This window comes from Xanthomonas sp. NCPPB 3005, assembly GCF_041228095.2.
Taxonomy (GTDB): domain Bacteria; phylum Pseudomonadota; class Gammaproteobacteria; order Xanthomonadales; family Xanthomonadaceae; genus Xanthomonas_A; species Xanthomonas_A bonasiae.
This window is the reverse complement of record NZ_CP166096.2, coordinates 2,809,131-2,833,294: the sequence shown is the minus strand read 5'-3', so window position 1 is coordinate 2,833,294 and position 24,164 is coordinate 2,809,131. Positions and strand designations below refer to the sequence as shown.

The window sequence follows — 24,164 nt, the reverse complement described above, 5'->3', positions numbered from 1 at the left end:
TGGATTGGCCGGCTCAGCTGACGCGGAGCACGTTGGCGAGCGGGGCGGTGCCCAGCCCGGTCAGGTCGAGGTAGATGCCGTCCGAGCCGATGGTGGCGCTCTCGACCGGGGCCTGGACGTAGGTGGACAGCGCGGTGTTGGTGCCCTTGCTGTCGGTATGCGTGGCGGTGACGCCGTAGGCGCCGGCCGGCATGCGCTCGCCGGCGGTGTTGGTGCCGTCCCAACTGAAATTGACTTCGCCGGCCTTGCTGGCGGTGACGCTGATCTGCTTGACCGCGTTGCCGTTGGCATCGGTGACGGTGAGGTTGACGATGCCCGCGCTGGGCGCGGCGATCACGCCGGTGGTGCCGCCGTCGCTGCCCAGCGGCATCGTCGCCGACGGCACCAGCACCTTGTGCCCGACCAGCTGCGCGCCGCGCAGGATCTGGTCTGTGCTCATCGAATCGGATAGCGCGGTCACGGTCTTGTTGAGGTCGCCGATGCCCTGCACGGTGGACAGCTGCGCCATCTGCGAGACCATCTGGCTGTTGTCCATCGGCTTGAGCGGATCCTGGTGCTGCAATTGCTCGGTCATCAGCTTCAGGAAGTCGGCCTGGTCCAGCGACGAGGACTTGTTGGACGTGCTGGTGGTGCTGGAGGCGGTCAATCCGAGGCTGGAATAGATGTCGCTGGAAACGGTGCTCATCAGTACGTCCTAGGCCGTTAGGCGGGAGGGGAGGGCTCAGCGGCCCATGGACAAGGTGGCCAACGCCAGTTCCTTGGCGGTGTTGAGGACTTCCACGCCTGCCTGGTAATTGCGCGAGGCGGAGATCAGGTTGACCATCTGCGACACCGGGTCCACGTCCGGCGAGTAGATGTAGCCGTCGGCGTCGGCGAGCGGATGGCCGGGCTCGTAGCGCTTGATCGGCGGATCCTTGCTCTGGGTGATTTCCTTGACGTTGACCGCGGTCAGGCTGCTGTCGTGCGGGTTGCGCACCGCCTGGAAGATCGGCTCGATCGGCTTGTAGGCCGCTTCGGCCGACCCGGCCACCGAATCGGCGTTGGCCAGGTTGCTGGCGATGGTGCTCAGGCGCACCGACTGCGCTTGCAGCGCGGAGCCGGCGACGTCGAAAATCGGCAGATTGCTCATGCTTATTGGCCTGTGATCGCGGTGAGCATGCTGCGCACCTTGGATTCGACGAAGCTCAGCGAGGCGCGGTATTCCAGCGCGGCGCGGCCGTAGGCGGCACGTTCGGTGTCCGCATCGACGGTATTGCCGTCGAGGCTGGGCTGGTTGGCCTCGCGGGTGACCTGGAACGGATTCAGCCCGGTGCTGCCGCCGACCGCGATGTGGCGGCTGTCGGTGACCTGCATCTGGCTGCCGTCGCGCTGGCCCTGCGCGGCGCGCATCGCCGCGTCGAAATCCAGGTCCTGCGCCTTGTAGCCGGGCGTGTCGACATTGCTGAGGTTGCTGGCGATCAGCTTCATCCGTTGCTCGCGCAGCGGCAGGGCGTCGCCGTGGACACCTAGGTAGGATGAAATCAGATTGGGCATGGCGCGCTCCCGCGGTTCGTTGCAGGAGTACAGGCAAAGTCTGTGCCAGAACCGGGGTGCGCGCGCCGTGCGGCGCGGGGGAACGGCCTTCGCCATTGCGGCGGAAGGCGTGCTGCTGGGCGCCCGGCGTCGCGCCGGGGCCGCGAAACGCTAGGCGGCCTGGGCCTCGGCGACCACCCGCAGCCGCGCCAGCACGTAATCGGCCAGTTCGTGCGGGCTGTACTTGGCGACGAAGGCGTTGGCGCCGACGCGCTCGACCATGGCGTTGTTGAACACCCCCGACAGCGAGGTGTGCAGCAGCACGTACAGGCCGGCCAGGCCGGGGTGGCGCCGGATTTCCGTCGTCAGCGTATAGCCGTCCATCGCCGGCATCTCGATGTCGGAGATCACCATGGCGTAGCGGTCGGCCGGATTCTCGCCGCCGGCGTGGATCTGCAGGAGGTGGTCCAGGGCCTGGCGGCCGTCGGACAGCAGGGTGGCGCCGACCCCGAGCTGGTCGAGCACGCTGCGGATCTGTTGCCGCGCCACGCGCGAGTCGTCCACCACCAGCACCTGCAGCTGCGAGCCGGTGAGCGCCAGCGACGGGTCGATCAGCGCCTCGGTGCGGTTCTGGGCAATGTCGGCCAGCACGCTTTCCACGTCGATGACCTGGATCAGCTCGCCCTGGAAGCGGGTCACCGCGGTCAGGTAGCTGGATTCGGCGCCCAGTTCCGGCGGCGGATGGATGTCCTCCACCGCGATGTTGACGATGCGCTCCACGCCGCTGACCAGGAAGCCCTGCACCGAGCGGTTGAACTCGGTGACCACCAGGTAGCCGGGCGCCTTGTCGGCCTGCGTCTCGCGTTCCGGATGGCCGATCGCCAGGCCCAGGTCGAGCACCGGCACCGAACGGCCGCGCACATCGGCGACCCCGGAGAATTGCAGTGGCAGCCCCGGCACCTGGAACAGCTCCGGCCGGCGCAGCACTTCCTGCACCTTGAAGACGTTCACGCCAAAAAGCTGACGGCCGCCCAGCCGGAACAGCAGCAGGGCAAGCCGATTGTGGCCCGCCAAGCGGGTGCGCTGGTCGATTCGGTTGAGCAGGTCATGAGACATGGGGTTCATATCGGCGCCTTCGCGGCGGAACTTGAGGCCGGGCTGTCGGCGAGGGGCGCGAATTGCGGCACGGGCTTTGCATGGGACTGGCGACACCTTCATTAGAGAGACGGCCATGCGCCTGATCCTGTTAGTGGTCCTGCTGGCGGCGATGCCGGCCTGGGCCGCGGAATTCCAATCGGTGGACTCGATCCGCGCCGCGGCGCTGTCCACCCTTGGCGCCGATGCCGAAGCCGAGGCGACGCTGGACCCGTCGGTGCGCGTGCCGCTGTGCCCGGTGTCGCTGCAGGCGCAGCCGACCGGGACCACGACAGTGGAAGTGAGTTGTCCGCGCGAGGCCGGCTGGCGCCTGTTCGTGCCGGTCAAGGTGCGGCGCCTGCAGAACGTGCTGGTGCTGGGCCGCGGCCTGGCCGCTGGAGAAACCGTCGGTGCCGCCGATATGGTCGTCGAGAGGCGCGACGCGGCGCGGATCGTCGGTGCGGCAATGACCGATCCGGCCGCGGCGATCGGCAGGGTGGTGCGGCGTACCCTGCCGGCCGGCACCTTGCTGTCGGCCAGCGATCTGGTCGCGCAGCGGCTGGTGCGGCGCGGCGACAATGTGGCGCTGGTGGCGCGCAACGGGGCGCTGGAAGTGCGCATGGCGGGGCGCGCGCTCAGCGACGGCGGCGAGAACGAGCGGGTGACCGTCGAAAACCTGTCGTCTCGCCGCGTCGTTCAGGGAACCGTGTCACAAAATGGCGACGTTTTTGTGACGCGTTGAGATCTGGCCTAAAGTTCGTCGGTGTAGGGCCGTTACCTACACCGAACCCGTAGCAGGATTTCGTCATGAGCCAGAAAATTGAAGGGAACTCGCCGACCCAGGCCACCCTTCGCACGTCGACCGTCAACACCAAGGCCGCCTCCGGCGCGTCCGAGGACGGCAAGACGAATGCGGTGGGCGCCACGGCCGCGACCGACAGTCTGCGCCTGACCGGCGAAGCGTCCGGGCTGCAAAGCCTGCAGCGCGAGCTGGCGGCGGCGCCGGCGGTGGACAGCAACCGCGTCGAGTCGGTGCGCAGCGCGCTGCAGAGCGGCAGCTACAAGATCAATCCGGATGCGATCGCCAGCCGCATGCTGCAGATGGACCAGCAGCTCAGCGCATGAACACGACCGTGACCAACCCCTTGCAGCAGCTCAGCGACGCACTCGCCGGCGAACGGCAGGCGTTGTTGGATCACAACGTGGAAGGCCTGATGCAGGCGACCGGCGACAAGCTGGCCGCGCTGCGGGCGCTGGAGGCCAACGTGCCGGCCGGTGCCGAGGCCGAGTCGCTGCTGCGCCAGCTGGCCGACGCCAACCGCGCCAACGGCGCGTTGCTGTCGCGGCGGCGGCGCGAGGTCAACTGGGCGCTGCGGCATCTGGGGCGCAGCGAGAGCGCCTCGTCCTACGATGCCAACGGCCAGTCCAGCACCTTGCGGATGAGCCGCCCGCTGGCGATCGCCTGAGAAACGCCAGGCGCGTCACCGCATGCCGGCCATGTGCCGGCATCCACGCACCTGGCGATGGCATCGGCGTATATTGAGCGTCCGCTCGTTACCCGTTGCCTTTCGTGAATTTCGCCGATCCCGATTACACCGACACGGTGCCGTTGCCTTCGCGCAAGAGCTTGCTCGCGCTGAGCGAGCTGATCGACGAAGGCCTGGTGCTGTTCCGCGCCGATGGCCGCCTGCTGCTGGCCAACAGTGCCGCGCGCGGCCACCTGTGCAATGCCGAAGTCTTCGACGACTGCGCCCTGGGCGAGCGCCTGGCGCAGTGGCTGCCCAGCGATGCGCTGTCGCAGGCGCGCAGCCATGGCCGCTGGAGCGGCAGCCTGCCCACCGAAGAACACGTGGTGCTGGCGCATCTGTATTTCCATGCCGACGGCGACGATGGCCACTTTCTGGTGCTGATCCAGGGCATCGAAGGCCAGCAGGACTACGAACAGGAACTGCAGCAGCGCCACGCCGAGTTGCGCCAGGCCTATCTGCGCCTCAACGGCGCGCAGGAAAAACTGCTGCAGTCGGAGAAGATGGCCTCGATCGGCCAGCTCGCCGCCGGCGTCGCGCACGAGATCAACAACCCGATCGGCTACGTGCATTCCAACCTGGGCAGCCTGCAGGAATACCTGCGCAGCCTGTTCACCCTGATCGAAGCCTACGAGCGCGCCTTGCGCGCGCCCGATCCCAAGGCGCTGATCCCGGAAATCGACGACATCCGCAACCGCTTCGACATCGACTTCATCAGCCGCGACCTGCCGCAGCTGATGGCCGAGTCGCGCGAAGGCATCGAGCGGGTGACGCGCATCGTGCGCGACCTCAAGGATTTCTCGTACTCCGGCCGCGAGGAATCGTGGAAGCTGGTGGACCTGCATTCCGGACTCGAGTCCACGATCAACATCATCTGGAACGAGCTCAAGTACAAGGTCACCCTGGACCGCCACTACGGCAACCTGCCGCTGGTCGAGTGCCTGCCGTCCGAGCTCAACCAGGTGTACATGAACCTGCTGCTCAACGCCGGCCAGGCGATCGGCGAGCGCGGCACCATCGTGGTCAGCACCGGCCAGGACGGCGAGGAGGTCTGGATCGAGTTCAAGGACTCCGGCGCCGGCATCCCGGCGGACCTGCTGCAGCGCATCTTCGACCCGTTCTTCACCACCAAGCCGGTCGGCAGCGGCACCGGCCTGGGCCTGTCGATCTCCTACGGCATCATCAACAAGCACCACGGCCGCATCGACGTGACCAGCACCGTCGGCGAGGGCTCCAGCTTCCGGATCGTGATTCCGGTGAGGCAGCCGAAGTAGCCGGGAATGGGGAGTGGGGAATCGGGAATGGGAAAAGCGGACGCCCTGTCGCTGTTCGCTTCCTGCGCATCCGACACCGCGTTGACGATCTGATGCTGCGTCAATAAAAAGCCGCGATGCGGCTTTTTTCCATTCCCGATTCCCCGTTCCCCATTCCCTGCTCGCAACAATGAAAAGCCAGCGACGCGGCTTTTCCCATTCCCGATTCCCCACTCCCCATTCCCGGCCCCTCAGGGCCCCGCATCCCGCCGCTGTTCGTCGTGCGTGCGGAACGCCTGGCGGATGTGTTCGCGCAGTTCGTCGTCGTTCCAGGGCTTGGTCAGGAAGCGGTAGATCGCGCCGCGGTTGATCGCGTCGGTGACGGTGGCCAGGTCGGTGTAGCCGGACAGCACCAGGCGGATGGTGTCGGGGTAGAGCATCTTCACCCGGCCCAGGAACTCGGTGCCGCTCATGTCGGACATGCGCTGGTCGGACAGGATCACCTGCACGTCGTTGGTGGCGAGCAGGTCGAAGGCGTCGCGCACGTTGCCGGCGGCCAGGATCCGGTAGCCGTCGCGGCGGAACAGGCGCACCAGCGAGCGCAGCACGTTCTCCTCGTCATCGAGCAGCAGCAGGGTGCGGTCCGGGCGGGTCTCGGTGAACGATTCCGGGCGCAGGTAACGCCGGCGCAACGCCATGCCCGCGGCTTCGGCCGACATTGGCTCGCCGAACAGGTAGCCCTGGAAGATGTCGCAGTCGTTGCGGCGCAGGAAGCCCAGCTGCGCCTGCGATTCGACGCCGTTGGCGATCACCACCATGCCCAGCTGGTGGCCCATGGCGATGATGGCGCGGGCGATCGCCGCCTCGCGGTTGCCGGCCGGCGCGCTCTTGATGAAGCTGCGGTCGATCTTCAGCTTGTCCACCGGATAGCGCACCAGCGCGCTGAGGCTGGAATCGCCGGTGCCGAAGTTGTCCAGGCTCAGGCTGATGCCTTCGCGGCACAGGTTGGCCAGGGTCTCGTGGACGAAGTTGACGTTGTTGGTCAGCGCGCTTTCGTTGATCTCCAGCACCATCATCTGCGGCGGCACGCCGGCCGCCTGCAGCGCCGACATCACTTCGTTGAAGAAGGTCGGGCGCAGCAGCTGCAGGGTGGAGACGTTGACCGCGATGGTGAAGTCGTCGAAACCCTGGTCCCGCCACAGCCGCGCCTGGCGCAGCGCGCCCTCCATCACCCAGGTGCCGATCTGCACGATCACGCCCAGCCGCTCGGCGGTGCGCATGAACCGTTCCGGCACCAGGATGCCCAGCGTCGGCGATTGCCAGCGCAGCAGCGATTCCATGCCGACCACGCGGCCGTCGCGGGCGCTGACCATCGGCTGGTAGCGCAGGCGCAGCTCGCCGTTGGGGATCGCATCGACGATCTGCCGCGAGATGATGCTCTCGCTGTGCGCGCTGGGCGGGCCGTCGGCCGCGTACAGGCGCACCATGTTGCCGCCTTCGCGCGCGGCCTGGTAGACCGCGTCCTCGGCGTAGTCGAGCAGCGTGGACAGCCGCGTGGAGTGTTCCGGGCACAGGCTCACGCCGATCTTGCCGGTCATGAACAAGGTGTACGGCAGTACCGACAGCGGCAGTTCGATCTGCTGCCGCACCTCTTCGGCGAAGGCCTCCGGCGGCGGCACGTCGGCGGTGCGCGGCACCGCCATGACCAGTTCGTCGCTGCCGTGGCGCCACAGCAGGCCGCGCCCGCGCAGGTGCGCCTGCAGCCGATGCGCCAGCAGCGCCAGCGCGTGGTCGCCGACTTCCGCGCTCATGTTCTCGTTGATCGAGGCGAAGTGGTCGATGTCGATGTGCAGCAGCATCACCCCCGGCCCGCCGGCCAGCGCCTCGGCGATCATGCCGGTCAGCGCCGGGTGGCCTGCGCCCAGGCGCGACGGAAGTTCGTCGTCTGGCGGCACGGGGGCAGCGGGATTCCACATCGTCTTCAGGGTCCAGGTGGGTGCGTCGGCGTCGCCGCCGTCGTGTAGGGCAGGCACAGCGTCACCCGCGTGCCGGCACCGGGCGCGGTGTCGATCTGCAGGGTACCGCCTGCGCTCTGCGCGCGCTCGCGCATCACGATCAGGCCCAGTCCGCGCGGTCCGGCCGGATCGAAGCCGTCGCCGTCGTCGACCACCTCCAGGCGCAGCTGCCGGTGCTGCTCGTCGCTCAGCGCCATGCGCACTTCGCCGGCGCAGGCGTGGCGCAGCACATTGGTCAGGCTTTCCTGGGCGATGCGGAAGCAGGCCTGCTCGACCTCGCCGCTGGGCCGCGCGGGCAGGGTGGCGATCTCCAGCTGCAGGCGCACCGGCGAGGCGCGGAACAGCATGCCGGCCTGCCAGCGCAGCGCCGCTTCCAGCCCGAGCGCGTCCAGTTGCGGCGGGCGCAGCAGGGTGGACAGGTTGCGCAGCTTGGTGATGCTGCTGTCGGCCAGCTGCACGATCTCGTCGAGGTCTTCGCGGCGGCGCTCGGCATCGGTTTCGTCCAGCGCCGCGTGCGCGGACAGCTTCATCGCGGTGATCGCCTGGCCGATGTCGTCGTGCAGGTCGCGCGAGATCGCGCGGCGCTCGTCCTCCTGCAGCGAGAACAGCCGCCGCGCCATCGCCTGCAGCTCGCGGTTGCTCAGCGCCAGCGCGTCGCGCATGCGCTCGGGCTCGCTGAGATCGCGCACGATCAGCAGCTTGCAGTCGCGGCCGCTGTAGCGCACCTTGCCGAACGAAAGCCCGGCGTGGAACAGCGAACCGTCGCGGCGGCGCATGCGCGCGGCGGCGCCGCGCTCGCCCTTGTCGCCGGCATCGCGCATCTGCTCGCGCACCTGCTGCAGATCGCTGGGGTAGACCAGGCCCTGCAACGGTTCGCCGAGCAGGTTCTCGCCCTCGTAGCCGAACTGCCCGGCGCAGGCGGCGTTGGCGTACAGCACGTGTTCCTGGTGCAGGATCGCCACTCCGTCGGGCAGCACCCGCACCAGTTCGCGGAACTGTTCCTCGCGCTCGTGCAGCAGGCGCCGCGAGCGTTCGTGCTCGGTCACGTCCTGCAGGGTGCCGCGCACGCAGGCCGCGCCATCGTCGTCGTTGGCCGATTCGGCGCGCAGGTGCAGCATGCGCGCCTGGCCGTCGGCGGCCAGCACCGGCAGCAGCATGTCCAGTTGCACCGGTGCGGTGCCGCACAGGTCCTCGAGCATGCGCTGGATGCGCGCCTGCGACGCCAGGTCGGCGGGGATCAGCAATTCCTCCAGGCGATGCTGGCGCGGCGACTCCGGCGCGCGCCGGCCGAGCATCCGGTAGACCTGGTCGGAGTAGCGGCCCAGGCCGCTGGCCGGGTCCAGTTGCCAGGAACCGAGGCGGGCGATCGCCTGCGCCTCCTCCAGCCGCAGCAGCGCCTGGTCGCGGCGCTGCTGCGCCTCGTGCTCGGCGCTGCGGTCGCTGATCACCACCAGCCGCGCGCCGCGGCCGCGGTAGTCCAGGCCGGTGCTGCGCGCCTCGACCATGCGCTGGCTGCCGTCGCGCAGGCACAGCGGCTCGGCCACCACGCAGACCTTGGAGGGGGCGTCGCGGATCGCCTGGATCACGTCGCTCATGCGCTCGGCGGCGCCGGGCGGCCACAGCCGGCCCAGCTCCAGCCCGACGAAGGTGTCGTGCGGCCACCCGAAAAAGGCGATCGCCGCCGGATTGACGTCCACCACACGCAGCGTTTCCGGATCGTAGACCAGCATCGGGCTGGGATTGGCCTGGAACATCTGCCGGTAGCCGGCCTCGGACAGCGCCAGCTGCGCGTGCACCTGCACCGCCCCGCGCACCAGCGGGCGCAGCAGGCAGTACAGGGCGATGGCGGTCAACAGCAGGAACACCGCGTCGTTGACCAGTTGCAGCATGGCCAGGGTCTGCGTGTCGTCCACGAATCGAACCAGCAGCAGGTCGCTGCCCAGCGACCAGATCAGGCCGACCAGCAGGTACAGCAGCGCGGTCCGCCAGATTCCCCGGTCCAGCCGCTGCGCCAGACGCATGCCCGAGGACGGGGAGGTCGGGGAGAGATCGCGTTGTGGTTGCATGCCCCGACAGCCCGATGCGGCGGTATTCGTCCGCCGCCATCTTACCGGCAAGCGGCCATTGCGGCCCAGCGCGACCGGCGCCGCGGCCGGCCGGGCGCTCAATTAATGCCGCCGGGTGCCGTTATCACCTTCGTCCGCCAGCACCAGCGGCAGAAACGGAGCACCTCGGCGTGGATCAAGGCGTCATCGCAAGCTTGCTGCAGCATCCGCTCACCTCGGCCGTGGTCCTGTTGGACGCCGAAGGGCGGCCGCTGGCCGCGAACCGGGCCGCGCAGGCGCTGGAGCTGCCGCGTACGGTCGAGGCCTATGCCGAGCTGATGCGCGACGTGCGCGAGCGCCTGGTCAACGGCGAGAGCATGCTCGCCTGCGCGCTGCCCGGCACCGCCGGGCGGCGCCTGGACGGGTGGCTGCGCGCGGTGCGCGACGATGCCGGCGCGCTGTTGGCCTATACCCTGAGCGTGCCCGAGCCGGTCGGCAGCGACGGCGCCACGCGCTGGGAAATCGCCCTGGACAGCGCCGAACACGGCCTGTGGGACTGGGACATCCCCAGCGACCGGATCTTCCGTTCCGAGCGCTGGAAGCAGATGCTCGGCTACGAAGGCAACGCGCCGGACTACGGTCTCAACGCGCTGCTGCCGTTGGTGCACAACGACGACCAGGCCCGCCTGCGCGAGGCGATCCGCGCCCATTTCGAAGGCCGCAGCGCGACCTACGTGTGCGAATTCAGGCTGCGCCAGCAGGACGGCCAGTGGCGCTGGATCCTGGACCGCGGCCGCATCGTCGCCCGCACCGCCGACGGCAGCCCGCTGCGCATGGTCGGCACGCATACCGACATCCACGAACAGAAGCTGCTGGAGCAGCGCCTGCGCGACCAGCAGACCCTGCTGCGCGAGGCGCAGCGCATGACCAGCATGGGCAGCTGGTCGTGGGATCCGTTGCAGAACCGGATCTGGTGGTCGCGCGAGTTCCTGCGCGTGACCGGCCTGGCCGAGGATCAGGTGCCGAGCAGCCGCGGCTGGCTGCGCCTGCTCAGCCGCGAGTCGGCGGCGCAGGTGATCTCCACCTGGCGGCGCATGCAGCGCGACGGCAAGCAGGCCAATTTCGAGGTCGAGCTGGTACGCGGCAGCGAGGCGCCGCTGCACCTGCGGGTGTGGGCGCAACCGCAGCTGGAAGCGGACGGCGCCGTGCAGCGCGTGCTCGGCCAGGTGCAGAACATCACCGAGCAGCGCCAGACCGACGCGCTGATCCGCTGGCGCACCGAACTGCTCAACCGCGTCTCGGCGCTGGGCAAGATCGGCGGCTGCGAGATCGAGGTCGGCACCCGGCGCATGCAATGGACCGAGGAGTGCTACCGCATCCACGGCCTGCGCAAGGAAAACATCGACCTGGACCAGGCGCTGGCGCTGTACACCCTGGATTCGCGCGACGCGTTCGAAACGGCGCTGGCGCGGATCGCCCACGGCGGCCTGCCCGAGCAACTGGACCTGTGCTTCCATCGCCCCTCCGGGCACCGGGTGTGGGTGCAGGTGCTGATCGAACTTGACGACCGCGACGGCCTGCCGCCGCGCTTCGTGGTGCTGTTCCGCGACATCAGCCGCGAACGCGAGGCCAGCGAGCGCATCGAACTGCTGGCCCACTACGACCTGCTGACCGGGCTGCCGAACCGGCAGCTGCTGCGCGAGCAGGCGGAAGCGGCGATGCACGACGCGGTGGAGCGCGGCAGCACCCTGGCGATGCTGTTCGTCGACCTGGACGGGTTCAAGAGCATCAACGATTCCTTCGGCCATGCCACCGGCGATGCGTTGCTGAAACTGGCGGCCACGCGCATGCACCAGCAGCTGCGCACCAGCGACCTGTTCGGGCGCTTCAGCGGCGACGAATTCCTGGTGGTGCTGCGCGACCTGGCCGAGCCGGGCGATGCCGGCCATGTGGCGCGCAAGCTGATCGCGGCGCTGGCCGAGCCGCTGCACAACGGCGAGAACGTGATCAAGATCGGCGCCAGCATCGGCATCGCCTTGATGGAGGAGGGGCGCCAGGACTTCGACAGCCTGCTGCGCGCCGCCGATGCGGCGATGTACGCGGCCAAGGAATCGGGCCGCAACACCTGCCACTACTACAGCCAGGACGTGTTGCTGCGTGCGCAGCGGCGCCTGGAGATCGAGCATGCGCTGCACGGCGCGCTGGACCGCGAGGAGTTCTCGCTGGTGTACCAGCCGCTGGTGCATGCGGCCGGCGAACGCGCGCCGGCGGTCGAGGCGCTGTTGCGCTGGCACCGCCCCGGCCACGGCCATTGCAACCCGGCCGAGTTCATTCCCATCGCCGAGGAATGCGGCGAGATCGTGCGCCTGGGCGACTGGGTGATCAACGAGGCCTGCCGCCAGGCCGCGGCCTGGGATGCGGCAGGGCTGAGCTTCGACCGCGTGTCGGTCAACGTCTCGGCGATGCAGCTGCGCGACCGCGGCTTCGCCGAGCGGGTGATCGAGCTGTGCCAGCGCAATGGCTGGTCGCCCAAGCGGCTGGAGCTGGAACTGACCGAATCGGCGCTGATCCGCGACACCGAATCGCTGCGCCGCTGCTTCGAACTGTTCGAGCAGGAAGGCGTGCTGCTGGCGGTGGACGACTTCGGCACCGGCTTCTCCAACCTGCATTACCTCAACCGCTTCCCGGTGCAGCGGCTGAAGATCGACCGCAGCTTCGTGCAGGACATGCTCATCGACAGCGGCACCGCCAAGGTCACCCAGGCGATCGTGCAACTCGGCCATGCGCTGGGCATGCAGGTGGTGGCCGAGGGCGTGGAGACGCCGCAGGAGGAGGCGCTGCTGCGCGAGCAGGGCTGCGACGAGATCCAGGGCTATCTGCACTCGCGGCCGCTGCCGCCGCGCGAGCTGGCGGCCTGGCTGCGCGCGCGTCAGGCCGAGACCCCGGCGACGCTGCCGCGGCTGGTGCTTGCTGGCCAGTGAACGCTCGCCGCCGGCGCCCGTCGGACGCTGTTGCGGTACCGTGGTTGCTGGCTATACTTCGCGCCCATCGTTCCCGGCCAGAGGCCACTTCCTTGGACAGTCATCCTAGACCGACGCTGCAGCTGTCGAGCTGACAGGACCGCCAAGGTCTGGGTTCGTCCCAGATGGGTCCCGTCCGCTCAGGACGGGATCGTTCGCCACCGCCGCACCGGCGCTGGCAAGACACTCCCGCAGTACGCAAGCCCGATCCGCGAGGACCCCGAGCGTGTCCACTGGCGTTTCCGCATTCCGGAGCCGCCCATGCATCTGTCGTCGTCGTTGTCGCCATGCGCCGCTTGAGCGCCGCCGGTTGTGCGTACGCGCGCCCGCCGCGGTCCATGGTCCGCGGCGGGGCATGCTGCCGCCGCTGCTCGATCCGCGCTGCACGCCGGCGCGCGGCAGCGGCGCGGCTGCCGGTCGCGCCGCCGGCAACCCGATCCGGCTGGGCATGTGCCGTCACGGACGCGCTGCGGCCCTGGCCGACGCCGGCGCGCCTGCCGCGATCGACGCCGCGACCGGCATCGGCCAGGTGGCCTCTGGGCACACCACGAACGCGGCGCAGCAGCGGCTGACGCCTGGCTTGCATATTCGCTTGCCACACTGAGCGGTCGTCCCCCGCCGGTTTCCCTCATTCCCTACCATCCGTGCGGCGCAGCTGGCGCCGCCGTCCTGCCGGAACCTTCCCATGGTGCTATTCCCCCGCGACCGCAACGCGCCCGGTACTGTCGCCGCACGCCCCGGCGTGCTGCCCAATCTCCACGATCTGGCGGTGTTCGCGCTGCTGCTGGCGCTGGGCGTGCTGCTGTTGCACGGCGCCGCCGACATGCGCGCGCCGCTGCCGCCGCCGGGCACCGAAGCGGTCTCGCTGGATCTGCGCCAGCTTCCCGAATACGGCCTGCGCACCACCTTGCGCATGTTCGCGGCGATGGCCGCCTCGCTCATGTTCACCTTCGTCGTGGCGACCCTGGCGGCCAAGAGCCGCCGCGCCGAGCGGCTGATCGTGCCGGCGCTGGACATCCTGCAGTCGGTACCGGTGCTGGGCTTCCTGACCTTCACCGTGACCTTCTTCCTGGGCCTGTTTCCCGGCCGCCAGATCGGCGCCGAACTGGCCTCGATCTTCGCCATCTTCACCAGCCAGGCCTGGAACATGGCGTACTCGTTCTACCAGTCGCTGCGCAACGTGCCGCGCGACCTGGACGAGGTCACGCGCGGCTTCGGCCTGTCGTCGTGGCAGCGCTTCTGGCGGCTGGAAGCGCCGTATGCGACGCCGGCGCTGATCTGGAACATGATGATGTCGATGTCCGGCGGCTGGTTCTTCGTGGTCGCCTCCGAAGCGATCACGGTCGGCGACCGCACCCTGGAACTGCCCGGCATCGGCTCCTACCTGGCGTTGGCGATCGCGCAGCGCAATTTCGCCGCGGTCGGCTGGGCGGTGCTGGCGATGGGCGTGCTGATCGTGCTGTACGACCAGTTGCTGTTCCGCCCCATCGTCGCCTGGTCGGACAAGTTCCGCGCCGAACTCACCGCCTCGCAGGACAAGCCGCAATCGTGGCTGTACGACCTGCTGCGGCGCACCCGCCTGGCCAAGCGCCTGGTCGCGCCGCTGGCCTGGGTGTGGCAGCGCACCTTGCTGCTGCGCTGGGCGCCGCGGCGCCCGCGTCCCGCGTCGGCGTCCGTGCAGGACGCCAGCGGCAACGTCTGGGGCGACCGCCTATGGAGCGCGGCGCTGGCGCTCGCGGGACTGGCCGCGGCCTGGTTCGCGTTCGACTACGGCCGCCAGCACCTGCGCCTGCACGACCTGGCCGAGGCGTTCGGCGGCGGCCTGGCCACGCTGCTGCGGGTGGTGGTGCTGATCGCGCTGGCCAGCGTGGTGTGGGTGCCGATCGGGGTGTGGATCGGATTGCGCCCGAAGGTGGCGCAGCGGGTGCAGCCGCTGGCGCAGTTCCTGGCCGCGTTCCCGGCCAACGTGCTGTTCCCGTTCGCGGTGCTGGCGATCGTCGCCACCGGCGCCAATCCCAACATCTGGCTGTCGCCGCTGATGATCCTGGGCACGCAGTGGTACATCCTGTTCAACGTGATCGCCGGCGCCAGCGCGTTTCCCACCGACCTGCGCGAGGCGGCCACGGTCTACCAGCTGCGCTCGTGGACCTGGTGGCGGCGGGTGATCCTGCCGGGCATCTTCCCGTACTACATCACCGGCGCGCTGACCGCCTCCGGCGGCTCGTGGAACGCCAGCATCGTCGCCGAACTCGCCAGCTGGGGCGACACCCAGGTGCAGGCCTACGGGCTGGGCTCCTACATCGCCCGCGCCACCGCCGCCGGCGACGGCGCGCGGGTGCTGCTCGGGGTGGCGGTGATGTCGCTGTTCGTGACCGTCTTCAACCGCGCGGTGTGGCGGCGCCTGTACGCCTTCGCCGAACGCCGCCTGCGCTTCGACTGACCATCCTTGGAGATTCCGACCATGACCTTTTCCGCAAGCGCGCCCGAGCGCGCCCCGCTGGTCCGCGTGCACGGCGTGCGCAAGAGCTACGACAAGGGCGGGGCGACGCCGCTGGTGGTGCTGGACGATGTCGACCTGACCCTGCATTCGGGCCAGATCGTCGGCCTGCTCGGACGCTCCGGCTCCGGCAAGTCCACGCTGTTGCGCGCCATCGCCGGGCTGCTGCAGCCCAGCGCCGGTAGCATCGCGTTCCGCGACGCCACCCCGACCCAGGCGATCGACGACATCGCGATGGTGTTCCAGAGCTTCGCGCTGTTCCCGTGGCTGACCGTGCTGCAGAACGTGGAGGTCGGCCTGGAGGCGCGCGGCGTGGCCGCCGACGAACGCCGCCGGCGGGCGCTGGCGGCGATCGACCTGATCGGTCTGGACGGCTACGAGGGCGCCTACCCGAAGGAATTGTCCGGCGGCATGCGCCAGCGCGTCGGCCTGGCCCGCGCGCTGGTGGTGCGGCCGAAACTGCTGCTGATGGACGAGCCGTTCTCCGCGCTGGACGTGCTGACCGCCGAGACCCTGCGCACCGACCTGCTCGACCTGTGGTCGGAAGGGCGCATGCCGATCGAGTCGATCCTGATGGTCACCCACAACATCGAGGAAGCGGTGCTGATGTGCGACCGCATCGTGATCTTCGGCGCCAATCCGGGCCGGGTGATCGGCGAGATCCAGGTCACCCTGCCGCAGCCGCGCAACCGCCTGGCGCCGGCATTCCGCGCCCTGGTCGACGACATCTACGCGCGCATGACCGCCAGCCCGCAGCGGCCGCAGGCGCGCGAAGGCGTGTTCCCCGGCAGCGGCATCGCGATGGTGCTGCCGCGGGTGTCGAGCAACCTGCTGGCCGGCCTGGTCGAGGCGGTGGCGGCCGAGCCCTACCACGGCCGCGCCGACCTGCCGCCGCTGGCGGCCAGCCTGCAGCTGGAAGTGGACGAACTGTTCCCGATCGCCGAAACCCTGCAGTTGCTGCGCTTCGCGGTGTTCGAGCAGGGCGACCTGCAGTTGACCCCGGCCGGGCAACGCTTCGCCGAACTGGGCACCGACGCGCGCAAGCAGATGTTCGCCCAGCACCTGGCCACCTACGTGCCGCTGGCCGCGCACATCCGCCGCGTGCTCGACGAACGCCCGACCCACCATGCGCCGGCGCGGCGTTTCCGCGACGAGCTGGAAGACCACATGTCCGAGGACTATGCGGCCGAAACCGTGCAGGCGGTGATCAGCTGGGCGCGCTACGCCGAGTACTTCGCCTACGACAAGCAGGCGGACCTGTTCTCGCTGGAGAACCCGAGCTAGCTGGTTCGCCCGCGCTCTTGTAGGAGCGGCTTCAGCCGCGACCGGGTCTCACCCGGAACGCCCGGTCGCGGCTGAAGCCGCTCCTACAGGATTGGCGGCGCCAAGGCATTTCAGCGGCCGTGGCGATGTCGCGATGCGGTCGGGTGGCTGCATCCGCAAGCGCAGATGGCGGCGCGAGCGCGCAGACCGATTCAGTCGTTGTCGCAAAGTGCCGCGTAGCCGGGCAGCGGGTGCGGCGTGCCGGCCGCGGCGATGGCGGTCCCGCTCAGGCCCATGTCCCAGGCCAGGCCGGCCCAGATCAGGTCGGCGATGCCGTCGCTCTGCGCCATCGGGCCACGCCCGCCGAGCATCTGCCGCAGTTCGTCCTGCGCCAGCATTTCCAGCTGCCGCAGCGCGCTGCCCGGCTGGCGCCGCGCCGCGACGGGCGTGACGTTGGCGGCCACACCCGGTGCCGGGTGCGCGCGAGCGGGCAGGGCGCCGTGCTCGGCGCTCAGGTCGTCGCAGGACATGGCCTCGACTCGGGACTGGGACTGGAAAGGCATCGGCTCGAACGGTCGGAGGAGGGCAGACACGACAAGCCCCGGACAGGGCCGGGGACTGGTCGTTTCATGGTACGGCAGGATGCACGCGGTGTCGGTCAGAAAAGCTCGACGGTGCCGGCGCCCATGCTCTGCTGCGCCACCGGCTTGTGCGGCGGACGCTCCCACTCCACGCGCATCTCGCGCAGGCGGGTGCCGACCCGTTGCAGCGCATCGACCAACTCGCTGTCGAACACGCCGCCGTTGCGATGCAGCAGTTCCTGCAGGGCCACGGCCTCGCGGTTGATCGCGGTCAGGCGGTCCAGGTGGGTATGCACGCCACCCAGGGCCTGGGTCGCGATGTCCTCGAACTGCAGGGCGCGTACCGCTTCGGCGACGCTGCTGTCGATGGCGCGGCCGCACTCGGAGATCTCGCGCATGCCTTCGCCCAGCGAGTTGTTGATCGCCGCCACGTTGTCCAGCATCGACGCGGCCTCGGCGCGCGCCTCGCGGGAGCGGTCCATGTCGCGCGAGGCCATGTGCGAGACCGTCTCGCGGACCTTGGCGATGGCGTCCTTGGAGCTGTGCGCCAGCTTGCGGATCTGCTCGTTGAAGGTGGTCGAGCGCTCGGACAGGTTGCGCACCTCGTCGGCGACCACCGCGAAGCCGCGGCCCGCCTCGCCGGCACGCGCCGCTTCGATCGCCGCGTTCAACGCCAGCAGATTGGTCTGGTCGGCGATCGACTTGACGTCCTCCAGCAGGGCGAAGATGCCGTCCAGGTGCTGCGACATGTCGTCGATGTAGTGCACCGTGGCGCTGCTCTGGCCGCTGACCTGTTCCAGCGCCTCGACCAATTGCTCCATGCGCTGGCTGGCATGCTGGGCGAAGCGGGCCACGTCGACCCCGGCACCGCCGTCGTCGCCGGCGCGATCCACGATCCGGGCCAGCGCCACGCTCTGCTGCCGCGACTTGCGGTTCATCGCCTCGAAGCTGCCGCCCAGGCCGCTGACCGCCTGGCGGATCAGTTCGCGGGCCCGTTCGATCTCGCTGCGCGAGCCGTCGATCTCGTTGCCGACGAAGCTGCGCAGTTCGCTCAGCAGCTGATCCTGCTCGCGCATGATCTTGGACTGCTCCGGCGAACGCCGGCTCTGGCTATAGGCTGTCCAGGCGGCGAAGCCCAGCCAACTCAACGTCATCGTGGTGAGGATGGCCCAACGGACCGGGGCCGGCCAATCGAAACCGGCGGCGATGGGGAACAGCAGCGTCAGGGCGAGCGGAGCAGCCAGACGGATCAGGAGGCGTGAGTACATGGACGTTCTCGGCAGATTCACGATTGCTGTATCGGCCGTACCCCCTCGGTCTTTAGCCGCGGTGTGCTGCCGATCGCGTCCGCGCGGCGAAACGTGCGCTGCATCGAGCCTGCGCCGGCGGCGCCAGCGCCGCGCTCAGCCCAGCGCGCGGTCCACCGCGTCGATCATGCGCCGCTTGGCCAGCAGGAAATCCCACAGGCTGCCGCCCATCTGCCGCCACAGCACCGCCGAGCGCACCGCGGCCAGCAGCAGCGCGCGGATCTCCGCCACCACCCCGGCCTGGCCCAGGTAATGCGGATTGCCCTGCACCATCACCCGCGGACGCAGGTGGCTGATGGTGTCGGCATACAGCTGGCCGAGCGCGCCGATCACCTCCGGATGCGCGCTGTCGGCGTGCTCGGCCAGCCTAGGCGCGATCTGGGCGATGCCGGCGGTGACCTTGGCGCTGGTCTCGGTGTCGCGCACGAAGCGCCGCTCCAGTTGCAGCACCGCCAGCGCCAGCCGCGGCAGCGCCTCGTCCTGGCCCTGGTTGCGGAAATAGTTGTGCAGCAGGCGCAGCCCGGGCGCGACGTCGCCGACCCGGCCATAGACCGCCTCCGGCGTATCGGCATCGGTGCGGAACACGCTGTCCAGCAGGGTCCGCACCAGCGACGCCTCCGACTGCCCGGTCTCGGCGATGCGCCTGACCTGCTGCAGGGCCTGGGCGACGCCGGCCAGCGCCAGCACGCGCGCGTCCATGGAATCGGTCATCGGGTGGTTTCCTCATGTAGATCGGTGCGCTGCGCCAGACGGCGTTGCAGCGGGGCATCGGTGGTGGCGATCACGGCGCCGCCCAGGCACTCGTCGCCCTGGTACAGCACCAGCGACTGGCCGGGGGTCACGGCGCGCTGCGGGCGGGCGAAGCGCACCGCCAGGGTGCCGTCGTCGGCCACCTCGACCGTGCACGGCTCGTCGGCCTGGCGGTAACGGGTCTGCGCGGTGCAGTCGAAGCGCCGTGCCGGCGCCGATCCGGCGATCCAGTGGGCGGCTTCGGACTGCAGCTGCGTGGACATCAGATGCGGGCTGTCGCGATCCTGGTCCACGTACAGCACGTTGCGCGCCACGTCCTTGCCGACCACGTACCACGGCGCCGCCGCGCGGCCGCGTACGCCGCCGATGTTCAGGCCCTCGCGCTGGCCCAGGGTGAAATAGAACACCCCCGGGTGCTCGGCCACGACCTGGTCCTGCGGGTCGCGGATCTCGCCGCGCCGGGCCGGCAGGTAGCGGCCGAGGAATTCGCGGAAGTCGCGCTCGCCGATGAAGCAGATGCCGGTGGAGTCCTTCTTCGCGTGGGTCGGCAGTCCCGCCTCGCGGGCGATGCGCCGCACCTGTTCCTTGGGCAGCTCGCCGACCGGGAACAGGGTCGCGGCCAGCTGCGCCTGGCCGAGCTGGTGCAGGAAATAGCTCTGGTCCTTGTTGCGGTCCACCCCGCGCAGCAGCCGCCAGCGGCCGTCGGCGAACGCCACCCGGGCGTAGTGGCCGGTGGCGATACGCTCGGCGCCCAGTGCGCGCGCCGCGTCCAGGAAATGCTTGAACTTGACCTCGCGGTTGCACAGCACGTCCGGGTTCGGGGTGCGCCCGGCGGCGTATTCGGCCAGGAAGTGGGCGAACACGCCTTGCCAGTATTCCTGCGAGAAATCGCGGAAGTGGAACGGCATGCCGAGCAGGCCGCACACCGCCACCGCGTCGCGGCGGTCGTCCTCGGCGCGGCAGTCGCCACTGCCGTCGTCGGCCCAGTTCTGCATGAACAGGCCGGCCACGTCGGCGCCTTGCTGCACCAGTTGCCAGGCCGCCACCGACGAATCGACCCCGCCGGAGACGCCGACCATGATCCGCGCGCCGTTCATGCCAGTTGCCGCACCAGGTCCAGCGGATAGCGCTTGCCGGCGAGGAAATCGGCGGCCACCTGCCACACCAGCGGGCTGCGCCAGCGCGGCGCGGCGGCCTGCAGCTCGGCCGGGGTCATCCACAGCGCGCGCACGATGCCGTCGTCCAACGGACGCTGCGGGTCGTGCGCCACCGGCTCGGCGGCGAAGGCGAAGCGCAGGTAGTGGCGGCCGTTGTCGGCCTTCCACTGGTAGGCGCCGATGAACGCGGTCAGCCGCACCTGCCAGCCGGTCTCCTCCAGCGTCTCGCGCAGCGCCGCCTGCAGCAGGCTCTCGTCCGGCTCCAGGTGCCCGGCCGGCTGGTTCAGCACCAGTGCGCCGGCGATGGACTCTTCCACCTGCAGCAGGCGCCCGTCGCGGACCACCACCGTGGCCACGGTCACGTCGGGCTGCCAGGGGCCGGGGGCCAGCGCCATCAGAACGCGTCCTTGCCGGCGTTGAGTTCGGCATCCATCGCGTCGGCGCCGCGCGCGGCCGCTTCCAGCGCCTCGCGCAAGGCGGTGTCGTCGGCATCGGCGGCCACCTTGACCACGAACACCGCGGTGCCGCCCTGGCGCACCCAGCCGCCGAGGATGTCGGCCTGGGCGTCTTCCAGCAGGCGGTTGGCGACCGCAGCGGGCAGGGTGTCGCCCTTGGCCTGGTAGGCGGGCGACCAGATCTCGCGGATCCGGTGGCTGCCGAAGCTCTCCACCGGCGAGCGCACGTAGATCAGCTGCTGGCGCTCGCGGCCCTGTTCGCGCAGGCCGAACAGCAACTGGTAGTCGCCGTCGGCATCGGCCTGGACGTCGTAGCCCATCGCCTTCAGGCGCTTGCCCAGCGCCTGGTCCGGCGCGGCCAGCGCCGGCGCGGCGGCGCCGGCCAGGAGCGCGGCGAGCAGGGCGGCCGTGCGGAAATTCGTCGAATGCATGCGTTGCGCCATCAAAGGAGGGGAATTGTGCGGGTAGGATCGGCGATCGTCCAATCCGGGCCGACAGCCGCCGTATATAATCGGCGCATGCCTCGCAAGAATTCTTCAGACCACGACCACGGCGTAATGGTGGAGACCGGCAAGCCCGAAGTCGCCCGCCCGCCGATGTACCAAGTGCTGTTGCTGAACGACGACTACACCCCGATGGACTTCGTGGTGACCGTGTTGCAGCAGTTTTTCTCGCTGGACCTGGAGAAGGCCACGCAGGTGATGCTGCACGTGCATACCCGCGGCCGCGGCGTTTGCGGGGTGTACACCCGCGAAGTGGCTGAATCCAAGGTAGCTCAGGTCAACGAGTTTTCGCGGATGAACCAGCATCCCCTGTTGTGCACGATGGAAAAAGCCTGATATTGGTAAGCGTCGGTCACCGGTTTGCCCGGACTAACGCGGTCTGAACACACTGATCCGATAGGGTTGTGGAAATTCGCAACTCCAGCCGCATATTGTTGGCAACAGACGTCGGAGTGAACCATGTTCAGCAAAGATCTCGAGCAAACCATCGGCCAGTGCTACAAGCGCGCCCGGGAAGCCCGTCACGAGTTCATGACGGTCGAACACCTGTTGTTGGCATTGCTCGACAACCCCTCGGCGCAGGCGGTGCTGAAAGCCTGCGGCGCCGATACGGAACGCCTGCGCGGCGAGCTGGAGCAGGCCATCGAAGCCTCGGTGTCGCGCCTGGCCGAAGACGACGGCCGCGACACCCAGCCCACGCTGGGCTTCCAGCGGGTGCTGCAGCGCGCGGTCTACCACGTGCAGTCCTCGGGCAAGAAGGAGGTCACCGGCGCCAACGTGCTGGTCGCGATCTTCGGCGAAAAGGATTCGCATGCGGTGTATTTCCTGAATCAGCAGGACATCACCCGGCTCGACATCGTCAACTACCTGTCGCACGGCATCGCCAAGCTCGGCGAGGAGGGCGAAAGCCCGGCGCCGTCCGACGGCGAAGCCAAGGGCGAGGCGGGCGAAGGCGAGCCCAAGGGCGACGCGCTGGCCGAATACGCCAGCAACCTGAACGAACAGGCGCGCAATGGCCGCATCGACCCGCTGGTCGGCCGTGCCGACGAGATCGAGCGCACCATCCAGGTGCTGTGCCGCCGGCGCAAGAACAACCCGCTGTACGTGGGCGAGGCCGGCGTCGGCAAGACCGCGATCGCCGAGGGCCTGGCCAAGCGCATCGTCGAGGGCAGCGTGCCCGAGGTGCTGGCCGACGCGGTCATCTACTCGCTGGACCTGGGCGCGCTGGTCGCCGGCACCAAGTACCGCGGCGATTTCGAGAAGCGCCTGAAGGGCGTGCTGACCTCGCTGAAGAAGGTGCCCAACGCGGTGCTGTTCATCGACGAGATCCACACCATCATCGGCGCCGGCTCGGCGTCGGGCGGCACCATGGACGCCTCCAACCTGATCAAGCCGGCGCTGGCCTCGGGCGATCTGCGCTGCATCGGCTCGACCACGTTCCAGGAATACCGCGGCATCTTCGAGAAGGACCGCGCGCTGGCGCGGCGCTTCCAGAAGATCGACATCGTCGAGCCGACCGTGGGCGAGACCTTCGAGATCCTGCAGGGCCTGAAGCCCAAGTACGAGGCGCACCACGGCGTGACCTACGCCGACGACGCGCTGCAGGCGGCGGTGGACCTGTCGGTGAAGCACATCGGCGACCGCCTGCTGCCGGACAAGGCGATCGACGTGATGGACGAGGCCGGCGCGCGCCAGCGGCTGTTGCCGCAGGGCGTGCGCAAGGAGCTGATCGACATCGAGGAGATCGAGACCATCGTCGCCAAGATGGCGCGGATCCCGGCCAAGCAGGTCAGCGCCACCGACAAGGACGTGCTGCAGCACCTGGAGCGCAACCTGAAGATGGTGATCTTCGGCCAGGATCCGGCGATCGAGACGCTGGCCTCGTCGATCAAGCTGGCGCGTTCGGGCCTGGCCAATCCTGAAAAGCCGATCGGCAACTTCCTGTTCGCCGGCCCCACCGGCGTCGGCAAGACAGAGGTGACCAAGCAGCTGGCGCTGCAGCTGGGCATCGAGCTGGTGCGCTTCGACATGTCCGAGTACATGGAGCCGCATTCGATCAGCCGCCTGATCGGCGCGCCTCCCGGCTATGTCGGCTTCGACCAGGGCGGCCTGCTGACCGAGAAGATCGTCAAGACCCCGCACTGCGTGCTGCTGCTGGACGAGGTGGAGAAGGCGCATCCGGACATCTTCAACATCCTGTTGCAGGTCATGGACCGCGGCGTGCTGACCGACACCAACGGTCGCGAGGCCAACTTCAAGAACGTGATCCTGGTGATGACCACCAATGCCGGTGCCACCCAGGCCTCGCGGCGCTCGATCGGCTTCACCAAGCAGGACCATTCCACCGACGCGATGGAAACCATCCGCCGCAGCTTCACCCCGGAATTCCGCAACCGCCTGGACGCGGTGGTGCAGTTCCAACCGCTGGCGTTCAGCCACATCCTGCGCGTGGTCGACAAGTTCATCATCGAACTGGAGATGCTGCTGCAGGAGAAGCACGTGTCGCTGTCGGCCACGCCGACCGCGCGCGACTGGCTGGCCCAGCACGGCTTCGACCCGCTGATGGGCGCGCGGCCGATGGCGCGGGTGATCCAGGACAAGGTCAAGCGCCCGCTGGCGGACGAGCTGCTGTTCGGCAAGCTGGTCGGCGGCGGCCGCGTCACCATCGACGTGCAGGACGGCGAGCTGGTGGTGGACACCCAGGCCGAGCCGGAGCGCCTGCTGCCGGCGACCGTGGAGTGATGGCGCGCTAGAACGCCAGGCACGACAAAAGGCGGCTGCAGACCCTGCAGTCGCCTTGCGATGTCACCGATGAGAGACGAAAAGGCGGCCGATGGCCGCCTTTCTTACAACCGCTGCGGGGCGGTCACTTCATGCGGTAGGTGATACGACCCTTGGTCAGATCGTACGGGGTCATCTCGACCTTCACCCGGTCGCCGGTCAGGATGCGGATGTAGTTCTTGCGCATGCGTCCGGAGATGTGGGCGATGATCTCGTGCCCGTTTTCCAGCTTGACCCGGAAGGTGGTATTGGGCAACGTCTCGCTGACGGTGCCTTCGAATTCGATGGAGTCGTCTTTCGACATGTAATCCTGTGCGATTTCGCGTGCGGCCAAAGGCCTTAAGAGCGGGGATTTTACTCGCCTC

23 protein-coding genes are annotated in these 24,164 nt (G+C 69.0%); 10 read left to right on the top strand and 13 right to left on the bottom strand.

The window, feature by feature from the left end; genetic code table 11:
- Positions 1-13: 13 nt before the first annotated feature.
- The 4 genes from AB8810_RS12290 to AB8810_RS12275 all read right to left on the bottom strand — a co-directional run bounded on the left by AB8810_RS12290 (position 14) and on the right by AB8810_RS12275 (position 2,628).
- Positions 14-685 (bottom strand): flagellar hook capping FlgD N-terminal domain-containing protein, encoded by a 672-nt coding sequence (locus tag AB8810_RS12290; RefSeq protein WP_179564568.1) that lies wholly within the window; start codon positions 683-685, stop codon positions 14-16.
- 36 nt (positions 686-721) lie between these two features.
- Positions 722-1,129 carry a flagellar basal body rod protein FlgC gene (gene flgC / locus AB8810_RS12285; protein ID WP_145708233.1) on the bottom strand — a complete coding sequence of 136 codons (408 nt, stop codon included), beginning with the start codon at positions 1,127-1,129 and terminating at the stop codon, positions 722-724.
- 2 nt (positions 1,130-1,131) lie between these two features.
- Complete coding sequence (gene flgB, locus AB8810_RS12280) at positions 1,132-1,533, bottom strand: flagellar basal body rod protein FlgB (protein ID WP_179564570.1); 402 nt, start codon at positions 1,531-1,533, stop codon at positions 1,132-1,134.
- Positions 1,534-1,683: 150 nt separating this feature from the next.
- Positions 1,684-2,628: a chemotaxis protein gene (locus AB8810_RS12275; protein ID WP_179564572.1), complete on the bottom strand. Its 945-nt coding sequence runs from the start codon at positions 2,626-2,628 to the stop codon at positions 1,684-1,686.
- A 115-nt stretch (positions 2,629-2,743) separates the two neighbouring features.
- Between AB8810_RS12275 and flgA the strand changes: the two genes are divergently transcribed.
- The 4 genes from flgA (at position 2,744) to AB8810_RS12255 (ending at position 5,446) form a co-directional block, all read left to right on the top strand.
- Positions 2,744-3,388 carry a flagellar basal body P-ring formation chaperone FlgA gene (gene flgA / locus AB8810_RS12270; protein ID WP_191824284.1) on the top strand — a complete coding sequence of 215 codons (645 nt, stop codon included), beginning with the start codon at positions 2,744-2,746 and terminating at the stop codon, positions 3,386-3,388.
- Between the two features lie 65 nt (positions 3,389-3,453).
- The gene (flgM, locus tag AB8810_RS12265) at positions 3,454-3,771 is read left to right on the top strand and encodes a flagellar biosynthesis anti-sigma factor FlgM (RefSeq protein ID WP_369916594.1); all 318 of its coding nucleotides are present in this window, start codon (positions 3,454-3,456) and stop codon (positions 3,769-3,771) included.
- Positions 3,768-4,112: a flagellar protein FlgN gene (locus AB8810_RS12260; protein ID WP_179564577.1), complete on the top strand. Its 345-nt coding sequence runs from the start codon at positions 3,768-3,770 to the stop codon at positions 4,110-4,112. The genes flgM and AB8810_RS12260 overlap by 4 nt, the downstream gene beginning before the upstream one ends.
- Before the next feature lie 104 nt (positions 4,113-4,216).
- Positions 4,217-5,446, top strand: coding sequence for an ATP-binding protein (locus AB8810_RS12255; RefSeq protein WP_179564579.1), 1,230 nt, complete (start codon positions 4,217-4,219; stop codon positions 5,444-5,446).
- Positions 5,447-5,676: 230 nt separating this feature from the next.
- Here the strand turns inward: AB8810_RS12255 and AB8810_RS12250 are convergent, their stop codons facing one another.
- Both AB8810_RS12250 and AB8810_RS12245 read right to left on the bottom strand, forming a co-directional pair.
- Positions 5,677-7,401, bottom strand: a complete 1,725-nt coding sequence (locus tag AB8810_RS12250) for an EAL domain-containing protein (protein WP_179565595.1) — start codon at positions 7,399-7,401, stop codon at positions 5,677-5,679.
- A 5-nt stretch (positions 7,402-7,406) separates the two neighbouring features.
- Entirely contained in the window at positions 7,407-9,506 is a 2,100-nt protein-coding gene (locus AB8810_RS12245) for a PAS domain S-box protein (protein WP_225209679.1), read from the bottom strand.
- Positions 9,507-9,676: 170 nt separating this feature from the next.
- Between AB8810_RS12245 and AB8810_RS12240 the strand changes: the two genes are divergently transcribed.
- The 4 genes from AB8810_RS12240 to AB8810_RS12225 all read left to right on the top strand — a co-directional run bounded on the left by AB8810_RS12240 (position 9,677) and on the right by AB8810_RS12225 (position 16,286).
- Complete coding sequence (locus tag AB8810_RS12240; RefSeq protein ID WP_179564581.1) at positions 9,677-12,466, top strand: EAL domain-containing protein; 2,790 nt, start codon at positions 9,677-9,679, stop codon at positions 12,464-12,466.
- A 394-nt stretch (positions 12,467-12,860) separates the two neighbouring features.
- Positions 12,861-13,109 (top strand): hypothetical protein, encoded by a 249-nt coding sequence (locus AB8810_RS12235; protein WP_179564583.1) that lies wholly within the window; start codon positions 12,861-12,863, stop codon positions 13,107-13,109.
- Positions 13,110-13,190: 81 nt separating this feature from the next.
- A complete protein-coding gene (locus tag AB8810_RS12230) occupies positions 13,191-14,945 on the top strand; it encodes an ABC transporter permease (protein WP_369916593.1) in 1,755 nt (584 codons plus the stop codon).
- A gap of 21 nt (positions 14,946-14,966) precedes the next feature.
- Positions 14,967-16,286: an AAA-associated domain-containing protein gene (locus tag AB8810_RS12225; RefSeq protein WP_191824233.1), complete on the top strand. Its 1,320-nt coding sequence runs from the start codon at positions 14,967-14,969 to the stop codon at positions 16,284-16,286.
- 191 nt (positions 16,287-16,477) lie between these two features.
- Here the strand turns inward: AB8810_RS12225 and AB8810_RS12220 are convergent, their stop codons facing one another.
- The 6 genes from AB8810_RS12220 to AB8810_RS12195 all read right to left on the bottom strand — a co-directional run bounded on the left by AB8810_RS12220 (position 16,478) and on the right by AB8810_RS12195 (position 20,958).
- A complete protein-coding gene (locus tag AB8810_RS12220) occupies positions 16,478-16,795 on the bottom strand; it encodes a hypothetical protein (protein ID WP_179564588.1) in 318 nt (105 codons plus the stop codon).
- A 128-nt stretch (positions 16,796-16,923) separates the two neighbouring features.
- On the bottom strand, positions 16,924-18,114 hold the full coding sequence (locus AB8810_RS12215) for a methyl-accepting chemotaxis protein (protein WP_179564590.1): 1,191 nt from the start codon (positions 18,112-18,114) through the stop codon (positions 16,924-16,926).
- A gap of 135 nt (positions 18,115-18,249) precedes the next feature.
- The gene (gene hflD / locus AB8810_RS12210; RefSeq protein ID WP_369916591.1) at positions 18,250-18,864 is read right to left on the bottom strand and encodes a high frequency lysogenization protein HflD; all 615 of its coding nucleotides are present in this window, start codon (positions 18,862-18,864) and stop codon (positions 18,250-18,252) included.
- Positions 18,861-20,000, bottom strand: coding sequence for a tRNA 2-thiouridine(34) synthase MnmA (mnmA, locus tag AB8810_RS12205; protein WP_369916590.1), 1,140 nt, complete (start codon positions 19,998-20,000; stop codon positions 18,861-18,863). Before mnmA ends, hflD begins: the two co-directional genes overlap by 4 nt.
- Positions 19,997-20,455, bottom strand: a complete 459-nt coding sequence (locus AB8810_RS12200) for an NUDIX hydrolase (RefSeq protein WP_064539928.1) — start codon at positions 20,453-20,455, stop codon at positions 19,997-19,999. Before AB8810_RS12200 ends, mnmA begins: the two co-directional genes overlap by 4 nt.
- Positions 20,455-20,958, bottom strand: coding sequence for a hypothetical protein (locus AB8810_RS12195; protein ID WP_369916588.1), 504 nt, complete (start codon positions 20,956-20,958; stop codon positions 20,455-20,457). Before AB8810_RS12195 ends, AB8810_RS12200 begins: the two co-directional genes overlap by 1 nt.
- Before the next feature lie 75 nt (positions 20,959-21,033).
- On the opposite strand from AB8810_RS12195, the gene clpS reads away from it, so the two are divergent.
- Both clpS and clpA read left to right on the top strand, forming a co-directional pair.
- A complete protein-coding gene (gene clpS, locus AB8810_RS12190) occupies positions 21,034-21,354 on the top strand; it encodes an ATP-dependent Clp protease adapter ClpS (RefSeq protein ID WP_046979857.1) in 321 nt (106 codons plus the stop codon).
- A gap of 123 nt (positions 21,355-21,477) precedes the next feature.
- Positions 21,478-23,760 (top strand): ATP-dependent Clp protease ATP-binding subunit ClpA, encoded by a 2,283-nt coding sequence (gene clpA, locus AB8810_RS12185; RefSeq protein ID WP_179564598.1) that lies wholly within the window; start codon positions 21,478-21,480, stop codon positions 23,758-23,760.
- Positions 23,761-23,884: 124 nt separating this feature from the next.
- Here clpA and infA read toward each other — a convergent pair whose 3' ends face one another.
- Positions 23,885-24,103, bottom strand: a complete 219-nt coding sequence (gene infA, locus AB8810_RS12180; RefSeq protein WP_004425677.1) for a translation initiation factor IF-1 — start codon at positions 24,101-24,103, stop codon at positions 23,885-23,887.
- Positions 24,104-24,164: the final 61 nt, after the last annotated feature.